This is a genomic window from Hominiventricola filiformis (assembly GCF_020686965.1).
In the GTDB taxonomy this organism is placed as follows: domain Bacteria; phylum Bacillota; class Clostridia; order Lachnospirales; family Lachnospiraceae; genus Hominiventricola; species Hominiventricola filiformis.
In genome coordinates this window covers 260,953-287,244 of record NZ_JAJEPS010000002.1, presented here as the reverse complement: position 1 = coordinate 287,244, position 26,292 = coordinate 260,953, and the positions used below count along the sequence as shown (strand labels likewise).

The 26,292-nt window shown below is 39.7% G+C and carries 18 protein-coding genes and 1 pseudogene; 15 read left to right on the top strand and 4 right to left on the bottom strand.

The window, feature by feature from the left end; genetic code table 11:
* Position 1: 1 nt before the first annotated feature.
* On the bottom strand, positions 2 to 3,394 hold the full coding sequence (locus LKD36_RS04200) for a DUF5722 domain-containing protein (RefSeq protein WP_308458820.1): 3,393 nt from the start codon (positions 3,392 to 3,394) through the stop codon (positions 2 to 4).
* 198 nt (positions 3,395 to 3,592) lie between these two features.
* Here LKD36_RS04200 and LKD36_RS04195 point away from each other — a divergent pair, with 198 nt between their 5' ends.
* From LKD36_RS04195 to LKD36_RS04155, 9 genes are all read left to right on the top strand, one after another.
* Positions 3,593 to 6,562, top strand: a complete 2,970-nt coding sequence (locus tag LKD36_RS04195) for a GH25 family lysozyme (RefSeq protein ID WP_308458819.1) — start codon at positions 3,593 to 3,595, stop codon at positions 6,560 to 6,562.
* 146 nt (positions 6,563 to 6,708) lie between these two features.
* Positions 6,709 to 7,824, top strand: a complete 1,116-nt coding sequence (gene glf / locus LKD36_RS04190) for a UDP-galactopyranose mutase (RefSeq protein WP_308458818.1) — start codon at positions 6,709 to 6,711, stop codon at positions 7,822 to 7,824.
* A gap of 216 nt (positions 7,825 to 8,040) precedes the next feature.
* Positions 8,041 to 8,253, top strand: coding sequence for a PD-(D/E)XK nuclease domain-containing protein (locus tag LKD36_RS04185; protein WP_308458817.1), 213 nt, complete (start codon positions 8,041 to 8,043; stop codon positions 8,251 to 8,253).
* Positions 8,254 to 8,308: 55 nt separating this feature from the next.
* Positions 8,309 to 10,147 (top strand): glutamine--fructose-6-phosphate transaminase (isomerizing), encoded by a 1,839-nt coding sequence (gene glmS, locus LKD36_RS04180; protein ID WP_308458816.1) that lies wholly within the window; start codon positions 8,309 to 8,311, stop codon positions 10,145 to 10,147.
* Between the two features lie 20 nt (positions 10,148 to 10,167).
* The gene (locus tag LKD36_RS04175; protein ID WP_308458815.1) at positions 10,168 to 11,358 is read left to right on the top strand and encodes a hypothetical protein; all 1,191 of its coding nucleotides are present in this window, start codon (positions 10,168 to 10,170) and stop codon (positions 11,356 to 11,358) included.
* Complete coding sequence (locus LKD36_RS04170) at positions 11,342 to 12,880, top strand: lipopolysaccharide biosynthesis protein (RefSeq protein WP_308458814.1); 1,539 nt, start codon at positions 11,342 to 11,344, stop codon at positions 12,878 to 12,880. Before LKD36_RS04175 ends, LKD36_RS04170 begins: the two co-directional genes overlap by 17 nt.
* Complete coding sequence (locus tag LKD36_RS04165) at positions 12,880 to 13,788, top strand: DUF6492 family protein (protein ID WP_308458813.1); 909 nt, start codon at positions 12,880 to 12,882, stop codon at positions 13,786 to 13,788. Before LKD36_RS04170 ends, LKD36_RS04165 begins: the two co-directional genes overlap by 1 nt.
* A 2-nt stretch (positions 13,789 to 13,790) precedes the next feature.
* Positions 13,791 to 14,756, top strand: a complete 966-nt coding sequence (locus LKD36_RS04160) for a glycosyltransferase (protein WP_308458812.1) — start codon at positions 13,791 to 13,793, stop codon at positions 14,754 to 14,756.
* Positions 14,757 to 14,764: 8 nt separating this feature from the next.
* Positions 14,765 to 16,078, top strand: a complete 1,314-nt coding sequence (locus LKD36_RS04155) for a flippase (protein WP_308458811.1) — start codon at positions 14,765 to 14,767, stop codon at positions 16,076 to 16,078.
* 8 nt (positions 16,079 to 16,086) lie between these two features.
* Here LKD36_RS04155 and LKD36_RS04150 read toward each other — a convergent pair whose 3' ends face one another.
* The 3 genes and pseudogenes from LKD36_RS04150 to LKD36_RS04140 all read right to left on the bottom strand — a co-directional run bounded on the left by LKD36_RS04150 (position 16,087) and on the right by LKD36_RS04140 (position 18,236).
* The gene (locus LKD36_RS04150) at positions 16,087 to 16,647 is read right to left on the bottom strand and encodes a glycosyltransferase (protein WP_308458810.1); all 561 of its coding nucleotides are present in this window, start codon (positions 16,645 to 16,647) and stop codon (positions 16,087 to 16,089) included.
* 90 nt (positions 16,648 to 16,737) lie between these two features.
* Positions 16,738 to 17,241 (bottom strand): annotated as a pseudogene (locus tag LKD36_RS17655) (glycosyltransferase); the annotation flags it as partial.
* Between the two features lie 71 nt (positions 17,242 to 17,312).
* On the bottom strand, positions 17,313 to 18,236 hold the full coding sequence (locus LKD36_RS04140; protein ID WP_308458808.1) for an O-fucosyltransferase family protein: 924 nt from the start codon (positions 18,234 to 18,236) through the stop codon (positions 17,313 to 17,315).
* Positions 18,237 to 18,349: 113 nt separating this feature from the next.
* On the opposite strand from LKD36_RS04140, the gene LKD36_RS04135 reads away from it, so the two are divergent.
* From LKD36_RS04135 to LKD36_RS04110, 6 genes are read left to right on the top strand one after another with little or no spacing between them, the layout of a single operon-like run.
* Entirely contained in the window at positions 18,350 to 19,273 is a 924-nt protein-coding gene (locus tag LKD36_RS04135) for a hypothetical protein (RefSeq protein WP_308458807.1), read from the top strand.
* Positions 19,266 to 20,894 (top strand): ArnT family glycosyltransferase, encoded by a 1,629-nt coding sequence (locus tag LKD36_RS04130; protein WP_308458806.1) that lies wholly within the window; start codon positions 19,266 to 19,268, stop codon positions 20,892 to 20,894. Before LKD36_RS04135 ends, LKD36_RS04130 begins: the two co-directional genes overlap by 8 nt.
* A 10-nt stretch (positions 20,895 to 20,904) precedes the next feature.
* Positions 20,905 to 22,605 (top strand): hypothetical protein, encoded by a 1,701-nt coding sequence (locus LKD36_RS04125; protein ID WP_308458805.1) that lies wholly within the window; start codon positions 20,905 to 20,907, stop codon positions 22,603 to 22,605.
* 60 nt (positions 22,606 to 22,665) lie between these two features.
* Complete coding sequence (locus tag LKD36_RS04120) at positions 22,666 to 24,531, top strand: polysaccharide biosynthesis protein (RefSeq protein WP_118770265.1); 1,866 nt, start codon at positions 22,666 to 22,668, stop codon at positions 24,529 to 24,531.
* Between the two features lie 2 nt (positions 24,532 to 24,533).
* Positions 24,534 to 25,667: a DegT/DnrJ/EryC1/StrS family aminotransferase gene (locus LKD36_RS04115; RefSeq protein ID WP_308458804.1), complete on the top strand. Its 1,134-nt coding sequence runs from the start codon at positions 24,534 to 24,536 to the stop codon at positions 25,665 to 25,667.
* Entirely contained in the window at positions 25,668 to 26,291 is a 624-nt protein-coding gene (locus tag LKD36_RS04110; RefSeq protein ID WP_308458803.1) for a sugar transferase, read from the top strand. It begins immediately after the preceding gene.
* The last annotated feature ends 1 nt before the right edge of the window (position 26,292 follow it).

Below are 26,292 nucleotides of genomic sequence, written 5' to 3'. Positions count from 1 at the left end.
TTTAGAAATCTTTAGCAGGTAACTTACTTGCGTCGAAACCAGAAATTGCACTTTCCCAGCTGGAAATTCCTATTAAATTTAAATAGGAATTCATGATTTTCAAAGATGAATTTGTATCTAAATTTTGGTATACATAATAGGATTCCTTCTGCGTTTGTGTATAATTGGCTTGCCGTAGACCAAGATAGAGGCCAGATGCTGTCTCGGTAGGAGCATCTAAGTAAGCACGGATAATATAAGAATCTATGCGTTTATTAAACATAGCAATGTAATAGCCATATCCAAGTGCAGCAGCCTGGTATTTTTCATCAGAGGCATTTCCACCTTTTCCTGAAAAACCGATTTCTCCAATGATTACACGAATGGAATCAGAAGATTTACCATAAGTCCGTTCGACATGGGAAAGATAGTCAGTCAAAACCTGAATGTTTTCCATGGAAATATAGTTTGTGTTGACTGTATTTTTTGTATTTGATTGATCCTTCCAAAAATCAGTTCTGGTTAAAGGCTGAGAATAGGGATGATAATTTACATTCCATTGCATGCACGGTGCTGTTTCATCCATATACTTTGCAAAATAATCTAAAAATTCCTTTCCGGTATAACCAGCATCTGCAGTATTCCAACAATGATCAAGAGAAATGAAAAGCCGCGGACTTTTTGCAGTACGTTTAATACCTTGATTAAGTAACTGGAAAGCTAAAGCATAATTAGTAACATAATTTTCAAAAGTCATATTTCCAGAATAATTCCATATGTTACAACTATTAACCTCGTTTCCAAGAGTCCAGTTGTTGACACGTTCCTTCATTTGTCCAAGCTCCTCGCCTAAGTAACAGAATAGTGCTTCATATGTCTTACGTGCAGTATCATCTTTCATATTAAGAGAATAATAGGAAGCTGTTCCCTTAGTTCTGGCATCTGGATGAATGAGATAGGAAAGTTCATCATATTTCCAACTTAGTAAAAGTACAATTGTTACATTACGTGTATGCTTTTCACCGTAAGCATTTCCTTCAGAACTTCCCCATCCATGAAGATCGTAAATGGTCTTTTTTAAAGCCTGAAGATCTGAAAAGTAATAGGTTTTTCCTTTATAAGTGTATGGCACATATCCAGGATAAGAAGAGGTCCATACGAGGTCTTCAATATCTACATTTAATAGCACATGTTGGGCACGAAGATTTTCTGTATATGAATCTGATACTCCTTGAATTCCTTTTTTAGATGTTATTTTATAATTTTCATAATAGCCCCAATAATTATCTTTAAAAGTAATTTCTTTTGATGCAAAGCTATCAGGGTTTTCTATAAATTGACAATCACTAATGATCTCATATGAATCTTTTGATTTAACAGCAATAGCATATTTGTTCATTGAAATAGATTTAAAATTATCATCAGATGATAGTTTACAACTAAAATTTAAGGTACTTCCATTTGACAATTCTATTGAAATGGAATCAATTAATTCAGTAGCATTGCTGTTTAAAATTAAAAGATAGAATGTACTATATTTATTTTCAATAGAAGAAGATCTAGTAGTTTCGATGGACAAGCTACAGTCATTTTGGGATATTACATTGGCTGTACATTTTTTGATTTTTAGTGAAGGATTCGCACTAAAAATAATAGGTCCGGAAGTTGAGGTTTTTTTCATTACACCGCTTTCATTAAAATAGTACCAGACAGTTCCTAATTTAACCCACCCAGTTACCATAATGCCATTTGGTTGAAGGAAATACCAGGAATTTCCAAGTTTAAGCCATCCAGTTTTCATAGAACCGTCAGACTGAAAATAGTACCAATTGTTTCCAATCATAAGCCATCCGGTTGCCATAGACCCATTAGATTTCATGTAGTACCAGAAATCTCCTAATTTAATCCAATTGGTTGCCATAATGCCATTGGACTGTAAAAAATACCAGGAATTTCCAAGTTTAAGCCATCCGGTTTTCATAGAGCCGTTAGATTGAAAATAGTACCAATTGTTTCCAATCATAAACCATCCGGTTGCCATGGAACCGTTAGATTTCATGTAGTACCAGAAATTTCCTAATTTGATCCAATTAGTTGTCATAATTCCATTTGACTGCAAAAAATACCAAGAATTTCCAAGCTTAAGCCAGCCGGTTTTCATGATGCCATTAGACTGCAAATAATACCAATTGCCTTCGAGGTTTAGCCATCCAGTCTTTATGTTTCCGTTTTCATCATAGTAGTACCATTGATTATCTATTTTGATCCAACCAATTTGCATTTCGCCATTAGATTTGAAGTAGTATTTGTGAGAGCTGTTTATAAGCCAGCCCGTATACATGGCTCCGTCAGAGCGAAAATAATACCATTTACTATCTAGTTTAAGCCATCCAGTTGCCATTCGGCCATCGGAATAAAGGTAATAAACATGTTTATTAAGATATAACCATCCAGTCTGCATGGAACCGGTGTTGTCATAGAAAAACCAGCTTCCGTTTTTAAAAATCCATCCAGTTTTAAATGTTTCTTTTGATACAACAATAGAGATGGAATCTTTAAGATTGGTTGTAGTAGTTGCCGAGATAGTTGCAATACCGGGAGCTTTTGCTGTAATGAGGCCGGAATCATCAATGGAAATTATATTATTATCACTACTTTCCCAAAGAATAGAAGTATCTTCAGTTGTATCTTCAGGCAGTATTGTTGCTTGCAGTTTCAGTTGTTGCTGCAGCTTCAGTTCGGACACGCCATTAATAATGGAAATGGATTCTATAGGAATGTAAATAGTTACATCACAGGAGGCAGTACAATATTCACTTGAAACAGTAACGGTAGCGGTGCCGGCAGATATTCCAGTAACAAATCCGTTATCATCTACGGTAAGAATATTTTCATTATCACTTTCCCAAGAAAGAGAAGGAAGTTCATCATTGTCATCTGGAAAAATGTGAGGGGTAAGTTGTGTCCGTTCATTTATGGGGAGAGAAATGGTTGGCTCATCAAAAAGTATCTGAGATATTGGATTGGTAACTGTAACAGAGCACTGTGCGATTAAATCATTAAAAGAAACAGTAATCATAGCGGTTCCAATATTATTTGCGGTTACAATACCTTTGTCATTTACTGATACGATAGAATCGTCTTCGCTTTCCCATGAAAAAAAAGATGAAAGTTCGCTATCAGAATCTGAAAGTGTCGCATGCAATTCAAAAGTTTCTCCCTTTTTTAGAGTGAGTGATGTTGAGTCTAAGGAAATGGTAGGTAGAGCGGGTTCTTCATCTGTGATAGAAACAGACTCATTTTCTTCATAATCAATAGTATTGGATGCGATTGTTGTTAACGGGCATTCAAATAATTGAAAGAGAGAGAGCAATAAAGCAATTTTTTTGTAAAAGGGTTTGATTTTGTAATGCATATAAATACCTCGTTAGTAAATTAAAATACGTGCCTATTATAGAAAAGAAAAAGGCTAATTACAATATTTTCTTAAAAATAAAACTTAAGAAAATTTAAGAGACAGTAAGTTGAATAGAAACAAATTATAAAGTATAATAAACAACAAAGTTAGTATGATAGGATTTTAAATCTTACATTAGAAAGGAAAGGAAAACATATGAAAAAGAAAATAATACTTCAAGTATTAGCTTTGACATTGGCCGGAACGATGTTTGTAGAAACTCCGTCAATATCATATGCTGCGGAAACGCAAGATATATCTGGAGATGTGCAAGAGACATCGTTAGATGTCAGTATTCCAGTGAAGGAAGATAAGGCGACAGAAGCGCAAAATGCGTCGGATGAAACTCAGCCTGGTGAAGATGAAAATAGTTTTGTGGATTCAAATAATAAGTCTGAAAAGCAAACTAATGAAGTAGAGAATAATGAAGAAAATAATGGACAGGATAGCAACGAAACCGTAGAAGAGACAAATGCAGAAAAGCAGGAAGAGGATAAAATAGTATCTGTCAAGGAAATTGATACATTAGCATTCGAAAATAATAGGGCACTTTTGAAACTTCAATTAAGAAGAGATAAAGGTTCTTTAAAGGTACAAGCTTTTAATGTCGATGGACAAGATATAACTTCAGAAGTAAGTTTTGCATGGAATGCAGATGATGATAGTATTGTTTCGGTTATTCCAGGAGATAATGGAACAGCTGAAATAATAGCTAGATCAGCTGGAACAACCAATGTAAATGTAGTATCAGGAGATAAAAAAGCTGTTTGCAAAGTAATGGTTTCTAATCCGATTGATACGGTAACAATTATTCCGCCAGAAAAGGATTTAAAGAAAAAACAGATATTACAGCTTGAAGCCACGATTAATCCGGAAGATACAACAGAGGATAAGGAACTGATATGGAGTAGCAGTAATAAAAATGTTGCTACAATTACGGCAGAAGGGGTGCTTACGGCAATATCTGAAGGAACTACAACAGTAAGTGTCCAGACAAAATCTGAAGTTAAGGATAGTATAGAAATTAACGTTTCAGCAGAAGAATGGATGACAGGCTGGCAGAATATAGATGGTAAATGGTATTATTATGATGAAAATAGTAAGCTGATGACAGGCTGGTTGACATATGAAGGAAAGAAATATTATCTACTTGAAGATGGAAGTCGTTGTACAGGCTGGCAGAAAATTGGAAAAGCAAGTTATTATTTTAATCCAGATGGTACAATGAGATCAGGATGGCTTCAGGACGGGGAAAAATGGTATTATTTTGCAGAATCGGGAGAAATGGTTACAGGTCTGACAAAAATTGGACAGAAGAATTATTTCTTTGGCGATGATGGCGTTATGCAAAAAGGCTGGAAAACAATTTCAGAAAATTGGTATTTCTTTAAATCAGATGGATCAGCAGTGACAGGGTTGTCTACAATTTCGAAAAGATCATATTTGTTTGATGAAACTGGAAAAATGACTATTGGTTGGGGAAACTACAATAATATAAAGTATTATGCCGATAAAAATGGATATTTACAAAAAGGATGGTACTATGTAGCTGGAAAATGGTACTATTTTAACGATGATTATAGTATGAAAACGGGATGGTTATATTTATCCGGAAAATATTATTACCTGGATTCGGATGGTGCGATGAGTAAAGGCTGGAGAAAGGTAAGCAACAAGTATTATTACATGGGGACGGATGGAACCATGCAGAAAGGCTGGATTAAAGATAAAAATAACTATTATTTTTTGAAAAATAACGGAGAAATGCAGACCGGTTGGTTATTGCTTTCTGGAAACTATTATTTTTTAAGAAATGATGGAGCGATGCAGACCGGTTGGGTAAATGTTGGTGGCAAGTATTATTATATGAATAGTAGTGGAGTGATGCAGAAAGGATGGATTAAAATTGGAACTGCATACTACTATACGAATAATAGTGGAGTAAGGCTGACAGGTTGGCAACAGATTGATCGAAAATATTATTATTTTAATTCCAATGGAGTGATGCAGACCGGTTGGGTAAATGTTGGTGGCAAGTATTATTATATGAATAGTAGTGGAGTGATGCAGAAAGGATGGATTAAAATTGGAACTGCATACTACTATACGAATAATAGTGGAGTAAGGCTGACAGGTTGGCAACAGATTGATCGAAAATATTATTATTTTAATTCCAATGGAGTGATGCAGACCGGTTGGGTAAATGTTGGTGGTAAGTATTATTATATGAATAGTAGTGGAGTGATGCAGACTGGTTGGGTGTATGTCGGCGGTAAATATTACTATATGAATAAAGATGGAGTGATGCAAACTGGTTGGCAGCCAATTTCTGAAAAATGGTACTATTTTAATGCAGATGGATCCATGAAAACTGGATGGATGCAGTCAGGGTCAGTATGGTATTATTTCCAGTCAGATGGTTCCATGGCAACATCAGATATAGAAATAGATGGAAAAACTAACCGATTTGACAGTAACGGTGTTTGGAAAGGTGTAGTGAAGACAGATAAAAAAATAAAAGCATATGGAATAGATGTATCAAGTCATCAGGGAGATATTAACTGGAGTAAAGTTAAAAAGGATGACATTGATTTTGCTATGATCCGGATTATGAAAGGAAAGACTTCAAATTTAACAGTAGATGATAAATTTAAGAAGAATTATAAAGAAGCACGTGCGGCCGGAGTTAAGGTTGGAGTGTATCAGTATAGCTACATAACTAGTAGAAGTTCAGCAAGAGCCAATGCAGATGCAGTAATAGATGCATTAAATGGCAAAAAACTTGATTATCCAGTAGTGCTTGATTTGGAAGATTCAAGTATAATAAATGCAACTTCTGGAAAATCCAAGTCATATCGCTCTGAAATGGTTTTGAATTACAAAAAAGTAATTGAAGCAAGTGGTTACAAATTTGCACTTTATACCAACATTGAATGGATGAATAAATATTTAGATATGGACATGTTAAAAGATGTTGATATTTGGGTTGCAAGATGGAGAAGCTTAGATAAGGGCCATGGATATACTGGAAAAGGAAATGTAACTATGTGGCAATATAGTAATACAGGCTCTGTTGATGGAATATCTGGAAATGTAGATTTGAATGTGAGTTACAAAAATTATTAGTAAATAAAGGATCTTGTAGAAAGATAGAGCATCATCCGTAGAATCAAGAGAACCTATTCCTGATACTTGATCTGATAAAGTTTTTGTTATTGCAGATATATAGTATATCTAAGGACAGAAGTAAAAGGAAGGGTGAAATCATTAGAATGTACGATTATTTAGTGGTAGGCTCTGGTCTTTATGGAGCCATCTTCGCACACGAGGCAAAGAAAGCAGGAAAATCCGTTCTGGTCATTGATAAGAGACCGAACATTGCAGGAAATGTGTATACAGAGGATGTGGAAGGTATCCATGTTCACAAGTATGGTGCACATATTTTCCATACCAATAATAAAAAGGTATGGAACTATATTACCCAGTTTGCAGAGTTCAACCGTTTTACCAACAGTCCGGTAGCGAATTATAAGGGAGAGTTATATAGTCTGCCGTTTAATATGTATACCTTCAATAAGATGTGGGGTGTGATAACTCCGGAAGAAGCGGCTGCAAAGATTGAAGAGCAGAAGAAGGAAGCTGGTATTACTGATCCGAAGAATCTGGAAGAGCAGGCAATCTCTCTGGTCGGAAGGGATATTTTCGAAAAACTAGTAAAAGGTTATACGGAAAAGCAGTGGGGAAGAGACTGTAAGGATCTTCCGGCATTTATTATTAAGAGACTTCCGGTTCGTCTGACTTTTGATAATAACTATTTCAATGCGTTATATCAGGGTATCCCGATGGGTGGCTATACGAAGATGGTGGCAAATCTGTTGGAAGGCATTGAAGTGCGTCTGAATACCGATTATCTGGAAAATAAAACGGAACTGGATGCATTGGCAGAGAAGGTTATTTATACTGGCCCGGTAGATGCTTACTTTGATTACAAGCTGGGAACGTTGGAATATCGTTCTGTACGATTTGAGACAGAACTTCTGGATAAGTCGAACTTTCAGGGAAATGCGGCAGTGAACTATACGGATCGTGAAACACCATGGACCAGAATTATCGAGCATAAGTGGTTTGAATTTGGCAAGGATGATAACGGAAACGATCTTCCGAAGACCGTCATCAGCCGCGAATACAGTTCTGAGTGGAAACCAGGAGATGAGCCTTATTATCCGGTCAATGACGAGAAGAACGGAAAACTGTATGCTGAGTATAAAAAATTGGCAGAGCAGGAAGAAAAAGTAATCTTTGGTGGCCGTCTTGGTGAGTACAAGTATTATGATATGGATGCGGTGATTGATTCTGTATTGAAGATGTGTGAGAAGGAATTAGGTTAAAATAGTAATAAATCAAGAACAGTCTGGCAAAAAGTGTCGGACTGTTTTTGATTTTGGGGTATTAATAACAGTCGTTCTATGGTAAAGTGATGTTATAAAGAAGAAGGAGACAAGCAGGGAATATGAGTGAATCAATCAAATTGCCGATTGGAATCGATGATTTTGAACTGACTGGAATCCAATGTGGAAGCCGGAGAAGGGTTTGCAGACATTATTGTGGAGACAGATGATCTGGATGCCGGAATTATTACCGAACTGAAATATACAAAAGAGTTCAAAGACATGGAGCAGGCATGTCAGAAAGCCCTGGATCAGATTCGAGATCGAAGATACGAGGAATACTTATGGAATGATGGCAGACACGATATTTTGTTATATGGTATTGCCTTTTGCAAGAAGAGGTGCAAAGTAGTTGTGAGCAAGTCTTAAATCGTATATAATGGTACAGAATCTTTACAATATTTTTTGAAAGAGGATAGAATATATGTGTGGAATAGTTGGTTACATTGGAGAGGCACAGGCCGCTCCTATTCTGCTTGCCGGACTTGGTAAGTTGGAGTATCGTGGATATGACTCCGCGGGAATTGCTGTTCGCGACGAGGCAACAGGTAAGATTGAGATTGTAAAGGAAAAAGGTCGTCTTCGTGCCTTGGTGGAGAAGACGGACAATGGGAAGGCAGTACCGGGTACCTGCGGTATCGGCCATACTCGTTGGGCAACCCATGGTGAACCATCAGCCCAGAATGCACATCCCCATTGTACAGAGGATCGTTCTGTCGTGCTGGTACATAACGGAATCATCGAGAATTATCAGGAACTGAAAGAGAAACTTTTGAAATCCGGTTATACGTTTTATTCCCAGACAGATACAGAAGTGGCTGTAAAGCTCATCGATTATTATTACAAGAAGACGGGCACGCCGCTGGAGGCCATTTCCAGAGCCATGCTGCGTATTCGTGGTTCTTATGCGTTTGGCATTATGTTCCATGATTATCCAGGCAAACTGTTTGCAGCCAGAAAGGACAGTCCGCTCATCATTGGTGTTGGTGAACACGGAAGCCTGATCGCATCGGATGTTCCGGCTATCTTGGATCAGACCAGAAAAGTTTATTACATTGGGAATCTGGAGATCGCAGAGATTACCCAGGAAGAGGTACATTTTTACAACATCGACCGGGAAGAACTGCAGAAAGATCTGGTAGAGATCAAATGGGATGCCAAGGCAGCAGAAAAAGGCGGTTTTGAGCATTTCATGCTCAAGGAAATTCATGAGCAGCCTAAAGCAGTAAAAGACACCATCAATGCTTATGTGAAGGATGGAGAAATCGTTTTTTCCCAGGTGGGGTTAAGTGATGAGCAGTTGAAAAATCTGGAAAGAATCTATATTGTGGCATGCGGTTCTGCTTACCATGTAGGCATGTCCGCAAAATACATTCTGGAATCTCTGGCTGATATTCCTGTGGAGGTGGATCTGGCATCCGAGTTCCGTTACCGGGATCCCAAACTTATTGAAAATTCCATGGTGATTGTCATTTCCCAGTCCGGTGAGACCGCAGACAGTCTGGCAGCCCTTCGCCTTTCTAAAGAGAAGGGAAGACCGGTGCTCGGCATTGTGAATGTGATTGGATCCAGTATTGCCCGAGAGAGTGATTATGTGCTTTATACCTATGCAGGTCCGGAGATTTCCGTGGCAACTACCAAGGCTTACAGCACCCAGCTTGTTGCTATGTATCTCCTCACCATCCAGCTGGCAAAAGTAAAAGATAAGATTACAGAGGAAAGAGAAGCAGAGCTGCTCACCGAGATGGCAACCCTGCCAGATAAGATTCAGCGGGTACTGGAAGACAAGGAGAGGATTCAGTGGTTTGCCAGCAAATATGCCAATGCAAAGGATATTTTCTTCATTGGAAGAGGTCTTGATTATGCCATCAGCCTGGAAGGCAGCCTGAAGATGAAGGAGATCAGCTACATTCATTCGGAAGCTTATGCAGCAGGCGAATTGAAGCACGGAACCATCAGTCTGATCGAGGACGGTACACTGGTAGTTGGTGTACTGACCCAGCAGGCTCTCTTTGAGAAGACGGTCAGCAACCTGGTAGAGGTGAAGAGCCGTGGCGCTTATCTCATGGGACTGACCAGCTATGGTAATTATGCCGTGGAGGACACAGCAGATTTCTCTGTTTATGTACCGAAGACAGAGCAGTATTTTATGAATAGTCTGGCTATTGTGCCGCTGCAGCTTATGGGATATTATGTTAGTGTGGCTAAAGGACTGGATGTGGATAAACCAAGAAATCTTGCGAAATCCGTAACGGTAGAATAAAGCAAGGAAGAATGAAACAAGTGAAAAAACTCTTGCAAAAATATGGAAGAACAGCATACTGGGCAATGTTTCTCAGTATGCTGATTTATCGTTTTCTAAATACAACACTATTTTTTGAGGATATAGATATTTTCTATGCGGAAGGTGGGATAGCCAGCAGTATCTGTATGTGGTTGTTTCTGAAGCCGTATGGGATAATAGTAGTGATCGTATTACTACTGTACCTGACGAAAGAAAAGCCCGACTGGAAGCAGATAGGAATACTGTTTTTTTACGACATGATTCTTATTTATTGCAGCCAGAAGACAGATTGTGACAGTTTACTGACCTATTTATTGCTTCTTCCGGGAGCGGCAAAAGTGGATTTTGAAAAACTCATAAAAGCAGATGTATGGGTCAGTACAATATTAACTGTGGTGACGATCGTTTGTTCTTTGACGGGAGTGCTTGACAATCTAACATGGGGGCTGAGCAATGGCCAGGTTCGGATGGCTTTTGGATTTGTTTATTCTACGGATTTTGCAGCACATATTTTTTTCCTGATGCTTGGATGGTGGTATTTAAGACGGGAAAAGGCGAATTGGAAGGATAGTATCTTCTGGCTGGTGATCGGTGCAGTGGTTTTTAAATTCAGTATTGCCAGAAATTCATCAGCTTTAATTGCAATGACAGCATTGTTGATGGCATATTGCGGTAAGATAAAAAAGACCGATGTCCTGGAAAAAAAGATGTTGCCTGCAGCACCATTGATCTGTGCAGCAGCTGTCAGCGGATTGAGTGTTTTTTACAATCCTGATATTGCCTGGACGAAGCAGCTGGACAGCTGGTTCAGTAATCGGCTGATGCTGGTGAAAAAAGCAATAAATTTCTATGGTTTTCAGCTGTGGGGGGCTCCGATTCCTATGACGGGAAATGGAAGCAAGACAAGTAGTAGTGCTACTTATTTCTACATCGACAGCGGTTATATGCAAATTGGTCTTTTATATGGAGTGGTCTTATTGGCAATTGTCTTATGCCTCCTGACCTGGATCTGCCAGAAAGCAGCAGAACAGGATCAGAGAATTCTTTTATGGATCGTGGCACTGGCCTGTGTGCATGGAATGATAGAGCAGCATTTGTTTGAATTGGAATATTTCCCGTTCTTTCTGGCGGCATTTGCAAATTTGAAAGAGAAAGGACAACGAGAGTTATTACATGGAAAAGAGAAATAGTCTTGCCCTCATGAGCAGCACCATCAGTATGGCGGCGCAGGTTATTTATCTGCTGGTGAACTTTGTACTCCGAAGATTCTTTATTCAGTATTTTGGAATGGAGATTCTGGGAATTAACGGAGTACTGGCAGATGTGCTGAATACTTTATCATTGGCAGAACTTGGCATACAGTCTGCGATTACATTTCGGTTGTATGAACCACTTGCCAAAGGCAGAATGGATGAAGTAAATGAAATTGTTACATTATTCAGAAAGTTATATTGGCTGATAGGATGTTTTTTTATAGTGGCAGGTTTTGTCTGTATGCCGTTTCTGGGACTGGTAGTTAAGGATGTACAGCTCAGCATGGGTTATATCAGAATCGCATTTTTCCTGCAGCTGATGGTCTCTGCATCGACGTATTTCTTGGCATATAAGAGAACGTTGCTTTATGCGGATCAGAAGCAGTATCTGTGTTCTTTGGTGGACATTGTTTGTAATATTGGATTTGCAGCGGCTAAATTTGGAATTATTATTTGTACAGGAAATTATTTCTTTTATTTGATGGTTCAGATTATTCAGAATGTAATTTCCAACCTGATCGTTCATGTGATCTGTAAGCGTCAGTATCAGAATTTGAATGAGCGTGCAGAAGTTAGTGCTGAACTGAAGAAAAATCTGTTTTCGGATGTGAAAAATGTATTTACCAGTAAGTTGGCCACGTATGTCTATGGTTCTACAGATAATCTGGTGATTTCCGCGTTTATCAGCACGGTATCAGTAGGGTATCTGTCCAGTTATAAATATATTACGTCCTGCCTGATGAGTATCGTTTATTATATGATGATTCCCATTCAGCCGATGATTGGAAACTATCTGGTAGATGAGAGTGTGGAGCGTTCCAGAACTCTGTTTCGGAATTATACATTTGTCCGTTATTTTCTGGCAATGATATTATTAATTCCTGCAGTCTGTCTGTCAGACGCATTTATTTCGCTCTGGATTGGCGGAGATTATACAATGAATGCCATGATCACATATCTGCTGGTAGCAGATACGTATATTTCAATTGTATATGGACCGACTGGAGAGTATATTAATGCCAGAGGATTATTTGCAAAAGAAAAGAAAATTATGATTCTTGCAGCAGTTTTAAATATTGTATTATCAGTGGCAGGTACCTTTGTGATCGGTATCTATGGTGTATTGCTTGGAACTGTTGTATGCCAGATTGTTTTGTGGATTGGCAAGAGCTCCATTGTATTTAAAGATATTTTCCATATGCGGCCCGTGGAATATCTGGCGTACTGGCTGGAACAGGGGAAAGGACTGGTATTGTTTATATTGACTGCATGGATTGGCAGAATGTTTACTGCATCAGTTCTGCCGGAACCGGGAATTGTTTCTTTCGTGGTAAAAGGAGCAGTTCTGGTGATGTTCTCGTTCCTTGTGCTGACGGTATGCTATCGGAAGACTTCGGGATATGGATATGTGATGAGAATCAAAAATATGGTTTTAAATAAGTTGAAACGGGGAAAATGATGAGAGAGAAACAACTGTATGATGTAATTGTACCGATGACAAAGGACAACCTTTCGGTATTTCAGATGAATATTCAGTATATCAGGAAAAATCTGGATTGTAAGAGAGTCATTGTGATTGGGGCAGAAGGTCTGAGGGAAGACAGTCTGAGACTGGGAGCGGAGTTCCTGAATGAAGATGAAGTATGCGAAGGAATGACGTTAGGTGCGGTCAAAGCTTATATGACAGAACGTACTGGAAAAGCTTCGAGATCCGGCTGGTATTTCCAGCAATTTCTGAAATTTGGTTATTCTTATTTGTGTGAGGATGAATACTACATTGTCTGGGATTCCGACACAGTACCGCTTCATTCGATTTCCCATATGCAGAATGGAAAGCCGGTATTTACAAAGAAGGAAGAAATGGAACCGCCATATTTTGAAACGCTGGACCGATTGTTTGCTGGAGAAGTGAAGAAGTATGGAGATTTCTCATTTATTTGTGAAAATATGATCTTTTCAGTGGCGGTAATGAAGGAGATGCTGGACAATCTGATGCGCCAGCCGCAACTGGTGGGCGGCAGCTTCTGGGAAAGAATTTTAAGTGCAGTGTCCGATGAGAATCTTCCAGGCTCAGGCTTTAGTGAGTTTGAGACGTACGGAAACTATGTCATGAAATATCATCCGGGCATGTATGAACTTCGTACATTGCGCGGACTTCGAAAAGGAGCAGAATTCTTCGGGATGGCACCGACGGAACAGCAGCTTCAGTGGGCAGCAAAGAGCTATGATACCATTGCGTTTGAGCGGTGGAGTCATTCCAGAAAATGGATGAATCAGTTATGTGGTAATTCCCTGGTGATGTTATTTCCATTGTCCTGGATCGTTAATGCGAAAAATACAGTTTCACATCTGAGAAACGGAGTGTAAAAATGGAAAAATGTCGTTTTTCAATTATAGTGCCTGTTTATAATGTAGAAACGTATCTTGGAAGCTGTGTGAATTCACTGATGAATCAGGATTATGATAACTATGAGATTTTACTGATTAATGATGGAAGTACAGATGAAAGTGGGCGGATCTGCGATTATTTCTCATCTATCTGTTCTAAAATCAAAGTATTTCATTGTAAAAACAAAGGAGTTTCTGCGGCACGGAATTATGGGGTTTCTCAGGCCCAGGGGGAATATCTGATCTTTGTTGATTCGGATGATCGTGTCGAGTCAGATTTATGCAGTCATATAGATGCAGTGTTAAAAAAAACTGGCGATGTAGATGTGGTGGCTTACAATGGCTGGGAAGAAAATCAAATGGATAAGACCGGAAAGACCATTAAGGAAACTGGCAGGAAAGACTTGACGGTTCAAGATGGGCATGATTATCTTTTAGACTGTTATAGGAAAGAAGACCTGGAAGTAGTCGTTTGGTTATATTGTCTTCGAAGAGAATATGTGGAACAGCAGAAACTACAGTTTATAGAAGGAATTTATCATGAAGATGTAGAATTTGTTCCGCGGGCACTTCTGGCTGCAGAGAAAATCGTTGAGACAAAAAGATGCCTGTACCATTATCGAGTGAGACCAGGTTCTATCAGTACACATAATAATAAGCAAAAGAATGTGAAAGATTTATTTTATGTACTGGAACTGCAGAATGCACTGGCAAACCAGCAGCAACCAGAATTAAGAAAATGGATGAAGAACAGTATTTTGAACAGTGGCCTTAGTATGATAATGGAGGCACAGATGTATCGGCCTGAGTATCGGAAGCTTTTTCATAAATCCTTTTTATTGGGAAAAGCTGCGACAGGCAGGAATCATATCCGTGCAATACTGTGTGCGATAAGTGTTCCCTTTTATTGTAAAATAAACAGTTATTATAAAAGCAGAAGAAAGTAGTAATTTACATGAAAAGAATCTGGAATTTATTACGCAATAACCGTTTTGTAGGAAATACAAACTGGCTGATTTTTCAAAATATATATTCTATGATGCTGTCACTGGTAGTAGGTGCATTATCAGCAAGGTATCTGGGTCCATCGAATTATGGACTGATTGGATATGGAACGTCTCTGGTGAATTTATTTACATCCATAAGCCAGCTTGGACTGGACAGTATTTTGATGAATGAGATGGTCTGTCATCCAGAAAAAAAAGGAACGATTATGGGAACAGCCCTTTGCATGAGGCTGGTTGCTTCAACAATTAGTTTTGGCTGTGTTCTGATATTAGTAGCTGTCCTTGAACCTGGAAATTATGTGCTGTGGATTATTACAGCATTACAGGCTTTTTCTATTGCATGCAAAACCTATGAACTTTTAAATGAATGGTTTCTGGCAGAACTGAAATCTAAATATTATGTGCTGGCAAATATCTGCGGACAGACGGTAGTAGCAGTGTGGAAATTGGTTCTGCTGGTACTGGGAGCATCAGTTCTTTGGTTTGGTGCGTCTACCAGTATTCAGGTACTGGTATGCGGTAGTATTGTAGGTGTTATTTTCTTAAAAAGTAAAAATTTCTCATTGAGTTTCTCTTTTGATACAGCCAGAGAGTTGTTTGATAAGGGGAAGCATTATGTGATTGCAGGACTTGCAATTGCACTTTATACACAGATGGATAAGGTTATGCTTGGAAAATTAATGGGAGAGACAGAAGTTGGATTATATACATCTGCCATGACCATTGCCATGTTATGGGAATTTATTCCGCAGGCAATTATAAATTCTTCCAGAGTATTAATACTGGAGAAAAAAACACACGACGAAAAAGCCTACAGAGAGAAACTGGAATTATTGCTGTTTGCTATCAGCGGTATGGGACTGTGTGTGGGAATTGCAGTGCAGGTATTGGGAAAATTGGCAATTTATATCCTGTATGGAAAAGAGTACATGTCGGCAGTTCCGGTATTGCAGCTTCTGATCTGGTCCACGAGCTTTGCAATGATAGGAGTTGCAAGAAATATCTGGAGTGTGGCAGAAAATAAAAATCGTTATTCCAAGAATTATACAATCTGCGGGGGCGTTTTTAATCTGATTTTTAATGCGGTAACCATTCCAATATGGGGAATGGGAGGTGCAGCACTGGGTACATTGGGTGCTCAGGTTGTAGTAGCATTGATATCCCCGTTATTCTGGAAAGAAACCAGACCTTTTGTGGGTATTTATCTTCATTCCTGGAAAACTGGTGGAAAACTCATAAAAAATTTAATAAAAAGATCCTGAAACCATAGTTAATGGTTCAGGACCTGATGATAAAGTGTTTCATAAGAATCCAGCATCTGTTTTTCTGAAAAGATGGTTTCGATGCGGGAACGGGCGGCTTTTTCCATTACTTTTCGCTGAGAGGTATTGGAAAAGGCCGTTTCAATCGTATGGGCAAGCAGAGAACTGTCCGGAACAGGAATACACCATCCGCAATCGTCTGTGAGAATTTCGGGCATTGCGCAGATGGAAAAGGCGGCAACAGGTGTTCCGGAAGCCATGGATTCAATGGTTACCAAGCCGAATGTTTCATAAGTAGAAGGATTAATGAGAAGATCGGCTAGGGAATAAAATTCATTCATTTTTTTCTGATCAGTCAGATATCCAAAGGAACGTATTTGAAATTCTTTTTTGCAGTTTTTAGAAAAGGATTCACTCTGGCCGGCAATCAAAAGCAAATAAGATTCCGGTGAAGAAATTTGCTGTAAAGCATTTAAAAGAATGGACATCCCTTTTAGGGGTTTATCAGGGTCGGCAGCTACAAAAGCAAGGACCTTCATGTTTTGCGGAATATGATATTTTTTTCTCAATTCTGTTTTGTCGTATGTCTTCCATTCTGCCGGGTTCAGACTGTTATAGATCATAGAGCAATGCTCTGCAGCAAGGTGGGACTGGCGGAATTGTTTCAACATCCAGTGCGAAGGAACAACATAGTGGATATTTTTCTGCTGAAAAGAAGAATGTTTTTCAGCGAGAAGTTTTCTGGCAATGTCTTTTCGAATGGGGGGATAATTTGCCAGTTGTGGACAATGAAGACATCCACTTCTCCAGAGATCAGGACATCCGGTGGGATATGTGCAATGGCCGGTCAAAGGCCAGAAATCATGGACTGTCCATATGACAGGACAGATTTCACTGAGCTTTTGGATGTCGTGAATTCCAAGAAAATTTCCATGAGCATTGTGAATATGGATCAGGTCAATGTTATGTTTTTTGATGAAACGGATAATTTTCAGGCGGCTATAGGGGATGCAGAGACTGGTATTACTGTGATTCCTGGTGATAAGCCGATTGAAAAGCAGCATGGGCATGGAAGGATACAGAACATGGATGCCTTCTTTTAGTTGTTCTGATTTTTTATGGTAACTGACAATTTCGTAGACATGATGTCCTCTTTCTCTCATGCCATCAAAAATCTGGTTCGCAACCTTTTCAGCACCACCGCATAAATAAGTTGTATTTAAATATAAGATATTCAATGTTTTCTTTTTAATCCTTTCAGCAAAAATCCTTTTAATTGCATAGATCGATAATTAAGCCGGGAGAGAAAACTCTTTCTGGCAGGGATGCTGATCCATTCTTCCGGAAAGCAGTCGGTAGGCAGATAGCCGGAACCGGCCGGGTAGGAAGATGGGCGGATAATTAAATGATCTGGCACTTGGTTAAGTATTCCTGCCATGGCGGAAAAGGAACTGTTGCAGACGATCAGGTTTTCTAAAAGTGAGAGGCTGCACATATCCTCGACGAGTGTTCCGCGGATATCTTCACAGGGATAATGTTGGAAGAAATAGTTAACAATTCCGCCCTTTTTTTGTTTTCGATCATAAAATGGCAGAAAAATCACATTTTCACGTCCATATAGTTGAAGTATATAGTCTGCAGCATGAATCCAGTAGGAAGACTGCAGCAGAAACCCTTGTTTTAAATAATCATCTCCCACACGGAAATGAATGGCAATTAACTTTTTGTCAGGGTATTTCTTCCTGACAGATGCAATGCGTGTCTGACAGCGATCGGAAATATCCTGGGGGAAAGTAAACCATTTGCGGACTTCGTCAATATAAGAATGAAGATACTTATAGGAAATAAAGTGTCCGATCAGATAAGTGTTATCTTCAATATGGGCTACATCTTCATTATAAAAAAGAGGATCACCAGGCTGAATTTGTTCATGATAAGTATGAATAACCGTGTCAGGAAGTTTTTCTAAAAAGTTCTGGCGTGTTTGGGGAAATATGGTATGGATTTCGTTTCCGTATTTATGATCTGTGTCATTAATACGGTCATTATGTGCACGGATAAAACCAAAATCATATCCTTTTTGTTCAGCTAAGGTACGGATGGCTGCATAAGCAAACATTTGATTGCCCAGCTGATCAGAAATATTTACAACAAGCATGAAAACTCCTCACATTCGTATATAAGTAGTATTATTATACCTTATTTTGTATGGGTTGTAAAATAAAAGACCAGATGATAAAATGACACTGGATTAAGAAATAGGGGGAAAAGATGGGTAAAGGATATTCAGTACCAGTAGCAATTATTGTATTCAATAGAAAATATCTGGCAGAGCGTATGCTGGAATGTCTGGAGAAGGTAAAACCAGAGAGAGTGTTTGTGATCTCGGATGGTCCGAGAGACAGTGTTCCGGGAGAAGATAAAAAGGTAGAAGAAGTAAGAAAAGTTTTTGAAAATATTCCGTGGAAATGTGAAGTGTCACGTTGTTATGCAGATAAGAACATGGGATGTGATACCAGAGTCCCGACGGGATTAGACTGGGTATTTGAACATACAGAGGAAGCTATTATTCTGGAAGATGACTGTTTGCCAGATACGCAGTTTTTTTCTTATGCAGCAGAGTTGCTTGAATATTACAGAAATGATTCCCGTGTGATGATGATTTCAGGTTCGAATCAGATGTCAGCCTATCAGATGCCGTATAGTTTCTGCTTTACTGCCAGAGTATATACCTGGGGATGGGCTACATGGAGAAGAGCATGGAAATGTTATAGAGAAGGAACAGAAATTTGGAATCAGATACATGAGGATGGAACACTAAAAAGAGTTTATTCTTTAAGAACAAGATATTATGTGGAAAAGGAATTGAATTATTATATCGAACGTGGAAAATGTCCATGGGATTATCAATGGTGGATTTCCTGTATGGCAGTTAACGGATTATGCATTGTACCAAAAGTAAATTTGATCTGTAATGAGGGGTTTGGAAATGATGCAACGCATACAAGAGATAAAGGTGATTATAAGGGAGAAACTTTTGAAATGCAGTTTCCGATGAAATATCCACCGGAAGTGCAACGGGATATTCAATTCGACAGGTATGATAAGGGATTGAATCCACAATGGAAACTGATAAGAGGACTGCGAAAAATATATCACATGATAGACAGGAAAGGGAAAAAATACATTGAGTAAAAGAGAAAAAAAGATCGTAACAGTGGTCTTTATCATCTGTATTGTGATAGGACTGTTTGCTGTACAGGGATATGGTATTAATATAGATGAGAATACGGAAATAGACATTGCCCGAATGGATTTGAAAGAATATGTGCGCTTTTTTTTTGGCGAGAGCAGCCGGCTTTATCAGTTTATGGACAGTTTGATTGGAAATCTAATGGATTCTGTGGAAATTGATCATGGTGAGGCATTGCTTTATCCTGTAGTTGCAGTCGTATCAGTACTGCGTGTAATAGGAAGAACTGACCTTGGAATGCTTGTGTATCATATGTATTTGTACATATGGTTTCTTGTTGGTCTGCTGGCGGTTTATCAGACAGGAAAGTTTTTAACAGGAAAACCGTTCTTGAGTGCAATGGGAGCTGCATTTATTGGATTAAGTCCGGTGATGTTTGGAAATGCATTTATCAATAATAAAGACATGGTGATGCTGACACTGACATCTTTGTGTATTTATACAGGAATACGTTTCGTGGAAACCAAAAGTAGAAAATGGAGCGTTCTGTGGGCTGTGACTGCAGCTTTTTGCGTAAATATGAGAATTATCGGTCTGATGTTTGTCGGATTATTTGGTGGGCTATATTTGTTTGAGTTCCTTGTTTCGAGAGAAAAGAAAAAAGAAGAATTTCTGAACGGATTGCTGGCGGCTGTGATCGTTGTAATCGTATTTATTGCCATCACTCCGGCAACCTGGTATTCGTTGACCGGATATTTTCAATATACGATTTCCAGTTCTACAGGCTTTTTGCGTTGGAATGGATATGAATTGTATTGTGGAAAATTGTATCGATATCTGGAAAATAACTTACCATGGCATTATTTCTTTGTTTGCTATGGAGTTACAACACCATTGTTTTTTCTGGCAGCACTCATTGCCGGTCAGGTGGGATGTGTATATCTGATTGCTGCAAAACGGAAGGAACAGTGGAAGTTTCTGAAATATATGCTGATTTGCGCAATCATTATATGGCTGCCGATGATGGTATTTATAGTGAAGGGTGCTAATGTAACGTTCCGGCATTTTTTCTTTATTTATCCACCAATGGTCTTTATGGCTGTTTATGTACTTAACCAGATTGCAAAAAATAGAAAAGCAGAAAAAATATTGTATTTGTGTGGGATTCTGCAAATGCTCTGGTGTGCAGGCTTGATTGTAGTGGGACATCCTTTTGAATCTACTTATTTTAATATACTTGCTGGAAAAAATGTAGAAGAAAAGTTTGAATATGCGAATCTGGATTACTACAAAGCGGCATTAGAACAAGTTTTGAGAATGGACTCTGCAGATAGTATTGTAATTTCATCTGATAATCTAAATTGTTATTATGGAATCAAACAGGCATGGGAAGTTCTAAATCCGAAAGAGAAAAACAGAATTCAGGTTGCTGAACCGGAGACAGAAGCATGTGAAAACGCAGACTATCATGTATATGGAGAATCCATATTTATAAAAGAAAATATGGAGGCACAGCTTGGACTGGAAGAATTAAAAAAATGTGATCCAGATAGTAAATTTAATACCAGTCTGGGACTGGACGCTTATGGAAAAAGAGTTATTACGATTTATTATAACCGATAGGAAAAAGAAAATGAGAAACAAAAAAGAGTGGGCAGTATACCTTGTGTTTGCTGTTGTAGCAATCGGCCTGATCATTCGTGCACATTATGGAATGGATCTTACAGATGAGACATTTTATCTGGCAACGGCGAAAAGATTTTCAGAGGGAGATCTGGCAATTAAATATGATTGGAATACAGCTCAGATATTTGGACTGCTTCTGGTGCCAGTATATCGTATTTATACAGGAATTACAGGGTCAAATGAAGGTATTATAATATTTATGAGAATTCTGCTTGTTTTGGCAGAATGGATTACGGCAATGACATTGTATTCTTTATTGAAAAAGATGGGAAAGAATACAACATATGCACTTTTGATTGCGATATGTTTTTTTGTTTATGTGAGAGGAAATATTATAACTTTTTCTTATTATAGTATGGGAATGCTAACTTTTCTCTGGATGATTTTTGAGGTCGCAGCAGGATGCTACTTGCTGGCAGGTATTTTTTATGCAATATCGGTATTGTGCATGCCATATATGGCAGTACTGTTTGCGGTGATTCTAGGATATGGTATCTGGGCATTGATAAAGAATCATAGAAGTCTGGCAAAAAAAGTCTGGTATTTAATAGCTGGTGTTTTTTTGTCAGCAGCTGGTTTTATCGTGATATATGGAAGGTATATTCCATGGTCAGAACTGTTTCTGTATATACCGCAGATGCTGAAGGATCCTACAATGGAAAAAGTTGGAATGCTTCAGCAAGTCGCAGATGTTGGAGTGTATTATGTAAAATATTTTTTAAAATATACCTGGCCGATGTATATGGTATCATTGATCGGTGCATCAATTCTGGGCAGCCGGAAGGAAGAACGTCTTCGGAAAATCTGGAGCTGGCTTTTGATTCTTGAATTTTTTATTCAGGCTGTTTATGTGAGAACCTTTTTTGAGGCGGGGATAATTTCGACGTTCTTTTTTCTCGGAATTCAGATGCAGTTACTGTATCCGGAATATAGAGAACGAAAACTGGAAAAATATTTTTTATATACGGGGATTGCATTTGCCATTCCATGGATTTTTGGATCGAACGTGGGTCAGAGGGTGATTCACATGGGAATTTTGATAATGGATGTCTGGGCAGCCGCAATTGTATATGATAATGTTCGTGTGGAAACAAAGTGGAAAAAAACCATTATGATAATGCCACTGTATATCCTGGTATTGGTGTTGGGAATCATCCGGTTTTGTGATATATACAGAGATGGATTTGTTACAGAGTTAAATAGCCGAATCGAAATCGGAATAATGAAAGGAATTTATACGGAAGATTTGAGAGCATCTGCCTATGAATCGGCTGTAGATTGTCTGAAAAAAAATACAAATAAAAGTACTCTTCTTGCGGTGGCTGGTTGTAATCCGTGGGCATATTTAGACTCTGAAGCCCAATGTGCAGCATATAGTCCGTGGGAGATGGAAGGAGATGCGCTCTTAAAGGAATATTATGAAATGTTTCCGGAGAAAATTCCTACAGTAATTTTTGTGCCTACAGGAGAACTTTCCACATATAAGAGCTGGAGATTCAGTTCACATGGTTCAGGAATGCATGAGGGAAAAAATGCAGAATTGAACGAAGTATGGGAGAAAATCATAGAAGGAAAACTTCTGAAGAAAATAGAGGAAAACGGAAATATACTTTATAAAAGTGAAAGCGGAAGGACAAGCGGGTTGTAAAAATAAGGCAAAGGTGATAAACTGATACAGAATATGGATAAATATGCTTAGGAGTACCTGATGTTTAAAAATAAAAGTAAAAAACTGATTTTTCGGATTCTGCTGCTTATGCTGGTGGATGCCATGATCATTACGCTGGCCGGTCCGGTAGCCATTTATATTCGTTACAATCTGTTGTTTGAACCGAGAGCTATTGAATTTATTGAACATATTTTTCGGTATCTGCCGTTAAATCTGGTCATTACGATTGCAGCATTTACAGCGTGCCGTCTTTATCAGGGGATCTGGAAGTATGCCAGTGCTTCTGATCTTGTGAATATTCTGGTGGGTTGTCTGATTTCAGCTGTGACCCAGACCATCGGCATGACGCTGCTGGGACTGGAGTTTCCGAGAAGTTATCCGTTTATGTATTTTGTGGTACTGGCTATGGGAATCTCCGTATTCCGTTTTATGTACCGGATTCTGGGATATTTCCAATCCCGGTATGTGGGCGGAGAGAAGAAAAACATGGAAAATACCATGATCGTGGGTGCCGGAGAAGCAGGCTATACCCTGTTAAAAGAGATTCAGAACAGTAAGTTTATCCGGCAGAATGTGTGCTGCCTGGTAGATGATGATCCGGGGAAACGGGGAAAATATCTTCGCGGTGTGCTGGTGGCGGGAAATCGGAATGATATCTGCAGATTAGCAGAAGAATATGATATTGACGAGATTATGATTGCCATTCCGTCAGCCACCCGTGGGACGGTGCAGGAGATTCTTGATATCTGCAGCCAGACCAGCTGCAAACTGAAGGTTCTTCCGGGTATCTATCAGCTGGTGAATGGAGAAGTCAGTGTCTCCAAGCTCCGTAATGTGGAGATTGAGGATCTGCTGGGACGTGAACCGGTGGATACTCAGGTGGAGAGTATCATGGGGTATGTGTCCGGCAAGGTGGTGCTGGTGACCGGTGGAGGCGGTTCCATTGGAAGTGAGCTTTGCCGCCAGATCGCACGGCACGAACCGAAGCAGCTGATTATCTTTGATATTTATGAAAATAATGCCTATGCCATTCAGCAGGAGTTAAAGAGAAACTATCCGGAGCTGGATCTGGTAGTGCTGATTGGTTCGGTGAGAAATACCCACAGAATCAACGGCGTGTTTGAACAGTACCGTCCGCAGATCGTGTATCATGCGGCAGCACACAAGCATGTGCCACTTATGGAAGACAGTCCCAACGAGGCGATCAAGAACAATGTCATGGGTACCTGGAAGACCGCACAGGCAGCAGATAAGTACGGAGTATCACGTTTTGTACTGATTTCTACCGATAAGGCTGTGAACCCGACCAACATCATGGGTGCTTCCAAGCGTCTCTGTGAGATGGTGATTCAGATGATGAATGACCGGTCGAAGACGGAGTTCGTGGCAGTCCGGTTCGGCAACGTGCTGGGCAGCAACGGAAGCGTCATTCCACTCTTTAAGAAACAGATCGAAGAGGGGGGACCGGTGACAGTGACCCATCCGGATATTATCCGGTATTTTATGACGATACCGGAGGCAGTATCGCTGGTGCTGCAGGCGGGAGCCCAGGCGAAGGGCGGAGAAATCTTTGTCCTTGACATGGGTAAACCAGTGAAAATTCTGGATCTGGCGCTGAATCTCATACGTCTTTCCGGATTGAAGCCGTATGAGGATATTGATATCAAGTTTACAGGACTCCGCCCGGGTGAGAAGTTGTATGAGGAGCTTCTTATGAGTGAGGAAGGACTACAGAGTACAGAAAATAAACTGATTCATATTGGAAAACCGATTGAATTTGATGAAGATCTGTTTGTGCATCAGCTGGAAGAATTAAATGAGCTGTCGAAGATGGACAGCCCGGATATTAAGAAACGGGTGGCAGAGATTGTTCCCACCTATCACATGGAAGAAAAGAGGCAGTAATTATGGCACATATTTATCTTGCATCTCCGCATATGAGTGCGGAAGGCTATGAACAGCAGTATGTGAAGGAAGCATTTGATACGAACTGGATTGCTCCGTTGGGAAAAAATGTAAACGAATTTGAAAAAGAATTTTCAGCCTATGTGGGTGCCCATGACGGGGCGGCGCTTTCCGCAGGTACAGCAGCCATTCATATGGCGCTGAAGGCTGCAGGAATCAAAAAGGGAGATATTGTGTTCTGCCAGGATCTGACTTTTTCGGCAACGGCGAATCCGATTATCTATGAGGATGCAGTGCCGGTCTTTATCGACAGTGATTATGAGACGTGGAATATGTCTCCGGAGGCACTGGAGCGTGCGTTTGAGAAATATCCGAATGTAAAAGCCGTTCTGCCGGTACATCTCTATGGTCTTCCGGCGAATATGGATCGGATTATGGAGATCTGTAAAGCACATCATGTTCCTGTGATTGAAGATGCAGCAGAAAGTCTGGGAACAATCTATCATGGACAGAAGACCGGAACATTCGGTGATTATGGATGCTTCTCCTTCAATGGAAATAAGATTATCACTACATCCGGCGGAGGTATGCTGGTCTGCAACCTTCCGGAAGAAAAGGCAAAAGAGCGGGTGGCAAAGGTACGTTTCTGGTCCACACAGGCAAGAGAGAAAGCACGCCATTATGAGCATAAGGAAATTGGTTATAATTATCGTATGAGTAATATCGTGGCCGGTATTGGCCGTGGACAGCTGAAGGTGATTGATGAACGTATCGCTCAGAAGCGTCATATCTTTGCTTATTATCAGGAGCATCTGGGTGATCTGGAGGGAATTTCTTTCATGCCCATGCATGAGAATGAACGCCCCAACTGCTGGCTGTCAGTCATTGAACTGAGTGATGATTGCCCGGTGAAACCGCTGGATGTGATGGTGGCACTGGAACAGGGCGATATTGAGAGCCGTCCGGTGTGGAAGCCCATGCATCTGCAGCCTGTATTTGCAGGATGTGATTATATTGATAATGGCGAGGTGGGCAAATATCTCTTTGAACATGGTGTCTGCCTGCCCAGTGATACGAAGATGACCGATGCAGATCTGGAACGGATCTGTGACATTATCAGAGGATTGTGGAAATAGATGAGTTTTTACAGGAAATACGGGAAACGGGTATTTGATCTTTGCCTGACCGTACCGGCATTTGTGGTACTGAGTCCGGTAATGCTGGTGACAGCCGGTCTGGTTGCGGTAAAGCTGGGAAGGCCGGTATTATTTACACAGGAACGTCCCGGCTATAAAGAAAAAATATTTCGAATGTATAAGTTTCGAACCATGACGGATGCCAGGAATGCCAATGGGGAGCTTTTGTCCGATGAAGAGCGGCTGACTCCATTTGGAGAAAAACTGAGAAGTACCAGTCTTGATGAACTGCCGGAGCTTTTGAATATTTTAAAAGGGGATATGAGTCTGGTGGGGCCGCGACCTCTTTTGGTTCAGTATCTGCCGCTTTATAATAAGAGGCAGCATAAGCGGCACAGTGTGCTTCCTGGAATTACAGGGCTGGCACAGATTAATGGACGGAACAGTATTTCCTGGGAAGAAAAATTTGAATATGATGTGCAGTATGCAAAGCACGTGACATTTTTGGGAGATTTGAAGATCCTGTTTGAAACAGTATTTAAAGTATTGAAACGGGAAGGTATCAACAGCGAGAATTCGGCAACGATGGAAGACTTTACCGGTACCCCGGAAGAAAGAGGTTAAA

What these genes read in the sequence shown, in the direction of transcription:
- LKD36_RS04115 (WP_308458804.1), top strand. Translation starts at nt 24,534, where the DNA reads ATGGCACATATTTATCTTGCATCTCCGCATATGAGTGCGGAAGGCTAT.
- LKD36_RS04110 (WP_308458803.1), top strand. Translation starts at nt 25,668, where the DNA reads ATGAGTTTTTACAGGAAATACGGGAAACGGGTATTTGATCTTTGCCTG.
- glf (WP_308458818.1), top strand. Translation starts at nt 6,709, where the DNA reads ATGTACGATTATTTAGTGGTAGGCTCTGGTCTTTATGGAGCCATCTTC.
- LKD36_RS04125 (WP_308458805.1), top strand. Translation starts at nt 20,905, where the DNA reads ATGAGAAACAAAAAAGAGTGGGCAGTATACCTTGTGTTTGCTGTTGTA.
- LKD36_RS04155 (WP_308458811.1), top strand. Translation starts at nt 14,765, where the DNA reads ATGAAAAGAATCTGGAATTTATTACGCAATAACCGTTTTGTAGGAAAT.
- LKD36_RS04120 (WP_118770265.1), top strand. Translation starts at nt 22,666, where the DNA reads ATGTTTAAAAATAAAAGTAAAAAACTGATTTTTCGGATTCTGCTGCTT.
- LKD36_RS04195 (WP_308458819.1), top strand. Translation starts at nt 3,593, where the DNA reads ATGAAAAAGAAAATAATACTTCAAGTATTAGCTTTGACATTGGCCGGA.
- LKD36_RS04200 (WP_308458820.1), bottom strand. Translation starts at nt 3,394, where the DNA reads ATGCATTACAAAATCAAACCCTTTTACAAAAAAATTGCTTTATTGCTC.
- LKD36_RS04140 (WP_308458808.1), bottom strand. Translation starts at nt 18,236, where the DNA reads ATGCTTGTTGTAAATATTTCTGATCAGCTGGGCAATCAAATGTTTGCT.
- glmS (WP_308458816.1), top strand. Translation starts at nt 8,309, where the DNA reads ATGTGTGGAATAGTTGGTTACATTGGAGAGGCACAGGCCGCTCCTATT.
- LKD36_RS04160 (WP_308458812.1), top strand. Translation starts at nt 13,791, where the DNA reads ATGGAAAAATGTCGTTTTTCAATTATAGTGCCTGTTTATAATGTAGAA.
- LKD36_RS04165 (WP_308458813.1), top strand. Translation starts at nt 12,880, where the DNA reads ATGAGAGAGAAACAACTGTATGATGTAATTGTACCGATGACAAAGGAC.
- LKD36_RS04170 (WP_308458814.1), top strand. Translation starts at nt 11,342, where the DNA reads ATGGAAAAGAGAAATAGTCTTGCCCTCATGAGCAGCACCATCAGTATG.
- LKD36_RS04135 (WP_308458807.1), top strand. Translation starts at nt 18,350, where the DNA reads ATGGGTAAAGGATATTCAGTACCAGTAGCAATTATTGTATTCAATAGA.